Raw genomic sequence first — 6,648 nt, 5'->3', positions numbered from 1 at the left:
GACTCAAACGATTGAGCCCCTGGGCGTCGTCCTGCATCATGCGCCGCGCCTCGGTCAACCCTTGGCTGCCAAGCGTCGGCAGGCTGAGCCCACCGTCATGGCTGGCGGATTCCACCAGTGTTTCGAGAAATGCGTAATCCGAGTTCGGCGCGGCAGGAGCCAGCTGCCAAGAGAGTTGTTGATTCTTGCCTTCCGCCAGGGCATTCATCTTGATCTCGGCCGACTCGGCCAATTGACCTTTGCCGACCAGAATCGTGTCGCGATCGAAACGCAACGGAATCGCCTGATCGCCCGACACGCTGCTCAAGCCAGCCGGAAGTTGCACGCCTTGCGGCCACACGACCGGCGCTTGCACGGCGGCAGCCAGCCAGTTGCCGACCTGCGCGCCTGTGAGATTCTCGCCATCGACGGCCATCACGCCACCAGTCTGATTCGCCAGGCAGGCAAGCAGCGAACTATCGACCCGCGGTCCCACCGCATAGCTGCTCATGGGCACATGCTCGGCCACCAATCGATCGAACAGCGGACGCGCCGCATCGCTTTGCAAAAGGTTCGCTGTGCTCATGCCGTCACCGATATACAGCGCGGCGTGTCCGCGCGTTGCGTCTTGACCTGCGGCGAAGCAATCGCCGGTGGCGGCCAGCACGCCCGCCATATCCGTAGCGCCCAGCGGCATGCGGCCGCGCAGCGCCGTCAGCGCCTGGCGTGTTTCGGGGGCACCTGCGGCAGAGAACTTCTCCATCAACGGAATGGCATTCAAGTCGACGGCGAACAACCGCACCCGATCTGTCGGAGCCAGCGCCGCCAAAGTCGATTCCAGTGCCGCCAATGCTTTGTCGCGATACGCGCCCGCCTGACTGGCCGACGTATCGAACAGGATCACCACATCGCGCGGCTTGGCCGCCGGTTTCGGAATTGTGGGTGACAGGCTTAGGGCGAAGAAGGACTCGCCATCCTTCGCGAATGTGTCGAGTCGCGCCGGGTTCTTCGCCGGTTCTGCTCCCGAGGCGCCGAGGGCACTCGCACAGACCAGGGCAATCGCGGTCGAACCAAGACAGAATGTGCGGACGATTGGCGGCATGATTGAAACTCCCCAAAGGCGCTGCGCAGACCTGGGGGCCTCCGTGTTCCGTGACGGCTGCCTAACTACGCGCGACGAGCGGCCAGAAATGGCCCTCGTAGTACACAACTAGTCTATTCAACTACCAGGACTTATGCCAACAGAAATTCGGCGAGAACCGAGGTGTTTTCGCAGTCCAGGCAGGGCCGACCGGGGAGCATTTCAGAGATAGCGTACGAACCATCTTGTTGGTCCGCGCAGAAATCGCTCGCCTACTGGCATTCTGCCCCAAACGCCGGACTTCCAGGCGGGCCAGCTTCCCCAGCAGCGCCTCGTCCCCCAGCTTGAACCGGCGCGCCCCGCAAGTCGCCGTTTTGCCCAACACGACATGCTCAACCGTAGGACGCGCCCCAGTTCGGTCCCGCCAGACGGTCTTTCACAAATCATTCGGGCGAGGCCTGACCCCTCGACCGAATGATTACAGCGACAACAGCGATCCATGAGCACGTCCCAGATTGGGCCATGTCTCGCTTGGCTCGGAGGAGAGCGCACGGGCTGGGCGCTGGGCGTTTTCCAGCGTTGATTGCAGCCAGCCGACAAGCCCGCGAGACGTCGCGCTCAGCACCTCGTCGCGCTGCTGGATCATTTCGTCAACGACGTTCCAGGCGGCCCGACCGATCGCACGCCATGCTTCGGCGCTTTTGAGCAATGCACGCTGGTCGAGCCAGCCGGCCACCGAGCCGTCGACAAAATCGTTGCAACCGGACCAGGCAAACTCGCAGCGCGCAGATCGTTCGATCGCTTGCTGCCAAAGCAACTGGGACGGTACACCGGCACAGGCCGCCGCAGCCTGGAACAGGACTTCGTCGTCAGCGCACAGGTCATCCGCGGGGACATTGTCGACGCCGATGGGGGTCGGCGCAAGACCGCAACGATAATCGTCCTCCTCGCAGCAGCGAAACTCGCCCCGGTCGCCGCAGCGATAATCATCGCAGTCGCCGGCCCATACATCTTGACTGGCTACGATTTCCTGTTGATCGATCCAGGGGCCGACGATGCAGCCGCTCAGGGCAGCGGCCAATTCGAGCACGTCGGCGGGCTCGGTACGATTCGATTCGTCCTGGCCGTTCCAGCAAGAGAGTTGGCAAGCGGTCTCGTCGTCGACGTACAGGATCACCGCCAGGGGGGACCCTGAGAGGGGCCACACGATCCAGCCATCCGACCCAGGAAGCTCCGCAAGCGAGGCCGTTGCCGGTGCGAGCGACGTCTCGACAGCCGCGACCTCGGCAGCGGGCGTTGTCCGCCGTCGATCGTCGTAATTGAAACTGCACGCATCCGCGGCGTTGTCCAGATCCAAGCGATACATGTCGGCAGGCTTACACGGGTGCTGATGCCCGCCGTCGGCAAAGCCAACAGCCGACATCAATGTCGCAAAGCTACCGAAAAACCACAGCAAACCAACTCTGGAGCGACGCATGCGTGATTCTCCAGTCATCCAATTTTTGAAAGAGGCGCTAAAAGCGATGCAGCGGTCTGCACTCGGGGGGAGAAATCCGCTGCCGTCGCCTTGTGTGCAGAAAATGAAGTTCGCTAGACGTATCGGAGATCACAGGCTGGGGGCATTAGGCAAGCGGCATGCAAATGGGTTATGCGCTTTGAGTTTGCGTGTGGTCACAGATGCGCGCATGCGGACGAGAAATGCCGACTGTGCCGCTTGGGAACGTGCAACCGACAACGACTGCGCACAGGCGATCTCTCAAGCCCCGTAAACACCACGCCCCACGCGCCGAAAATGCCCCTCACACGCCGAGGCAACGGGCAGCTGATCTCGCCCTAAAAAGGGGAATTACCTATCGTTACCGCCGAGCCAACTTCGATCGACAAGGCATTTCTCAGCACATTGCTCGGATGGGCGGTTCTATGAAGGGCTATGCGATCTGTTGCGTCGCCTCGGGACTTCTAGGCGGTTTACTCGCGCTGTACGTGAGTGACGGCGATTCCGTTTCGCGCCTGGGCGCCCAGGAACCAGCGGCCGGCCAATTGCCAGGCCCGGCAACTGCCGCTGGAATCGGCGCCCCCACCCGTTTGCCGGCCGGCACGCAGGATTTCACTCCGGACGAGCGCGTCAATGTGGCCGTCTACGAGAACGTCAATCACAGCGTGGTGAACATCAACACCAAGGCCCGCACCGAGGCCCTCTTCATTCTCGAAATCCCTACCGAGGGCATGGGCTCCGGTTCCGTGCTCGATAAATCGGGGCACATTTTGACCAACTATCACGTCGTTGAGGGGGCTGACGCGATCGAGGTCTCGTTATTCAATGGCCGCTCGTTCCCTGCCAAGTTGGTCGGGGCGGATCCCAGCAGCGACCTGTGTGTGCTGAAAATCGAGGCCACTGCCGACATGCTTTTTCCGGTTGTGATTGGCGACTCCACGCAGCTCAAAGTGGGGCAACGCGTCTTTGCCATCGGCAACCCGTTCGGCCTGGAGCGCACGCTCACAACGGGGATCGTTTCCAGCCTGAATCGGACGCTGCCCATTCGCAATCACCTGCGTTTGCGGTCGATCATTCAAATCGATGCGGCCATAAATCCCGGCAATTCGGGCGGCCCCCTGCTCGACAGCCACGGACGCCTGATCGGCATGAATACGGCAATCGCCAGTAAGACGGGCCAGAGCACGGGCGTCGGCTTTGCCATCCCGGCCAGCACGATCTCGCTGTTCGTGCCGCAATTGATCGAGAAACGACGTGTCGTACGACCGGAAGTCGGGATCACGCGCGTTTATGAGACCGAGCACGGTCTATTGATCGCGGGACTGGTCCCGGGGGGGCCGGCCGAATTGGCTGGGCTACGCGGGCCCCAGGTTCGTCGCGAGCGGCGCCGTCAGGGGCCGTTTGTCTACGATTCGCAACAAATCGATCGTGCCGCGGCGGATGTAGTTATCGCCGTGGACGGTGTGCAGATTTCCACCGCCGATCAGTTTCTGACGGCCGTCGAAAGCAAGCAACCCGGCGACGCGGTCATGATCACGGTGCTTCGCCAAGGGCACGAAGTCACAGCGCGGTTGCAGCTCCTGGAATCCCAAGATTCGCGTTAGGACTGCGCGGCCCGCACGTTGCGTTGCACCGTTGAGGGGGCGTCCTCTAGCATTACGCCCTGGTATCTAGCCCCGCACATGCGGCACTCCCAGCTGCAGCCCTCCTCGCCGGGCAAGGGCCGCCGAAGCGGGAGTGGCAGACCGCACTCTGTGCATTCCACGATCGGCTGGACCAAAACCGCGTGCAGGTCGTCGACATCCCAGAACCGGGGCAGGAATCGATCGATCCCTAGTTCGAGGAATTGCTGGCCGTCATCCGCCTCGCTGCTGCCGATCACCATCAGGTTTGGCCGCAAGCCACGCAGTTCTTCCGCCAGGATACCCAAGTCGATATCCGGAGCAATGCAATCGAGAATTGCGATCGCGACATCCGGGCTGTCATGTAACAAACGCACGGCATCCGGCGCATTTGCAGCCACGTGGGCCGTGTATCCAGCACACCGCAAGCCATCGCGGGCAAGTTGGCTGACGGTGGGAGACGGCGAAACAAGCAGCACATGGCCGGTAAAAAGTGCACGGCTAATATTGGCGGCGCGCCGTACCGCGCCGGCCACCTCGGTCAACGAGAATGGCTTTTCGATAAACGAAAAAACATTGGCTTCTTCAGCGCGGGCTTTCAGCTCTTGAGATGGGTAGCCGGTGATCAGAATGGTTTGCAGGTCCGGATTGGCCGCGCGAACGGCCTGAGACACCTGCAACCCGTCGAGCGAACTGGTGAGCATCCAATCAGCGACGAGCACGCTGGGAAGCCAGTGCGTGCCAAAATCGATCGCGTCTTCGGCCGTGGTGGCGGTTTTAACTTCGTAACCTTCGCGGGTCAGCCAATCGCTGAGATACACCCCGTATTGCGGTTCGTCGTCGACGATGAGAACTTTCGACATATGGTCGATCCTGGGCCCCCTGAGATTTCCGCAGCGATACACGACGAGCGCCAAGTCTAACCAGATTCGCCGGAAAAAGTCTATTGATCCTTTGGCGGCCTGCGCCGGCAACGCTGCGCAGGCGATTTCGCCATCCAACGCTCTGTTTTCCTGGGGAGATCGGTCGCGGTAGATCGACCCCTCGCGACCCTGTTTTCCCGCCAGCCCGTCGCGTTGAAAATGCGATCAATCGCCGTACTACACAGGGGACTTTGGGATGGCGCACCACCATGTAGGGGAAATGCGAGCGATTCGTTCATGTCGACAGCATGGTTTGGGTGGATTGGAACATCGCGATCGCGCTTGATTTCGCGAGGCAGGATCGCCCGCGAATCAATTGTCGGCAGCGCATCGCATGCGTCTCTGCTGATGGCGCGTGAAGCTGGTGAGTTCGGGCGAGATTTCACGACCTTAGGGTGCCGCGGAGTTCCGCGTTTTATGGGGGACGAGCGGTCCTAACTGTCTGGCAGAAAACGATTTTATGAACCGCTTGACAGAGGACGACGTAGCAGTAGAATGCACGATCCCTGGGGGGCACTAACGACGAGTTAGTGTCACCAAGGGAAGTTTGCTCTTTGACAATTTGGTAGTGATCCCAAGTTAATTTTTCAGCCAGCACAAGACTGTGACTGATGCTTGGAGTGCGTCCTGTAACAGGGGCGTTCCAAGCGCAATTTAATCAGACCGTTTGAGGTACGTTAACTACTCCGGTCGGGTCACTGCGGCGTGAAGGCGAAAGCTCTCATGGCGTGGAGGACTCGTCCGGTTTAAGAAGACAACAATTGAAGGGTTTGATCCTGGCTCAGAATGAACGTTGGCGGCGTGGATTAGGCATGCAAGTCGAGCGTGAAGCCCCGCAAGGGGTGGAAAGCGGCGTAAGGGAGAGGAACACGTGGTTCATCTGCCCTCAGGCCCAGGATAGCTGCGGGAAACTGCAGGTAATACTGGATAACATCTCCGGATCAAAGGTGTGATTCCGCCTGAGGATGAGACCGCGTCCTATTAGCTAGTTGGTGGGGTAATGGCCTACCAAGGCAATGATGGGTACCGGGTGTGAGAGCACGACCCGGCTCACTGGGACTGAGACACTGCCCAGACACCTACGGGTGGCTGCAGTCGAGGATCTTCGGCAATGGGCGCAAGCCTGACCGAGCGACGCCGCGTGTGGGATGAAGGCCTTCGGGTTGTAAACCACTGTCAGAGGGGATGAAATGCATAGGGGTACTCTTCTATGTTTGACATAGCCTCAGAGGAAGTACGGGCTAAGTTCGTGCCAGCAGCCGCGGTAAGACGAACCGTACAAACGTTATTCGGAATCACTGGGCTTAAAGGGTGCGTAGGCGGCGGTACAAGTTGGGTGTGAAATCCCTCGGCTCAACCGAGGAACAGCGCTCAAAACTGTATTGCTTGAGGGAGATAGAGGTGAGTGGAACTTAGGGTGGAGCGGTGAAATGCGTTGATATCCTAAGGAACACCAGTGGCGAAAGCGACTCACTGGGTCTCTTCTGACGCTGAGGCACGAAAGCTAGGGTAGCGAACGGGATTAGATACCCCGGTAGTCCTAGCCGT

4 protein-coding genes and 1 rRNA gene are annotated in these 6,648 nt (G+C 60.1%); 2 read left to right on the top strand and 3 right to left on the bottom strand.

Annotated features, from left to right (window positions below):
* The coding region (locus tag VGG64_03545; GenBank protein ID HEY1598647.1) for a hypothetical protein at positions 1-1,081 on the bottom strand (1,081 nt) is incomplete at its 3' end.
* A 457-nt stretch (positions 1,082-1,538) separates the two neighbouring features.
* Positions 1,539-2,537, bottom strand: coding sequence for a hypothetical protein (locus tag VGG64_03540; GenBank protein HEY1598646.1), 999 nt, complete (start codon positions 2,535-2,537; stop codon positions 1,539-1,541).
* 443 nt (positions 2,538-2,980) lie between these two features.
* On the opposite strand from VGG64_03540, the gene VGG64_03535 reads away from it, so the two are divergent.
* Positions 2,981-4,159 (top strand): trypsin-like peptidase domain-containing protein, encoded by a 1,179-nt coding sequence (locus VGG64_03535; GenBank protein HEY1598645.1) that lies wholly within the window; start codon positions 2,981-2,983, stop codon positions 4,157-4,159.
* Here the strand turns inward: VGG64_03535 and VGG64_03530 are convergent.
* Positions 4,156-5,040, bottom strand: a complete 885-nt coding sequence (locus VGG64_03530) for a response regulator (protein HEY1598644.1) — start codon at positions 5,038-5,040, stop codon at positions 4,156-4,158. The two genes, VGG64_03535 and VGG64_03530, sit on opposite strands and share 4 nt — an antisense overlap.
* Before the next feature lie 818 nt (positions 5,041-5,858).
* Between VGG64_03530 and VGG64_03525 the strand changes: the two genes are divergently transcribed.
* A 16S ribosomal RNA gene (locus tag VGG64_03525) occupies positions 5,859-6,648 on the top strand; the annotation flags it as partial.

The sequence above is a fragment of the Pirellulales bacterium genome, assembly GCA_036490175.1.
GTDB lineage: Bacteria > Planctomycetota > Planctomycetia > Pirellulales > JACPPG01 > JACPPG01.
This window is presented reverse-complemented; position numbering and strand designations above follow the sequence as displayed.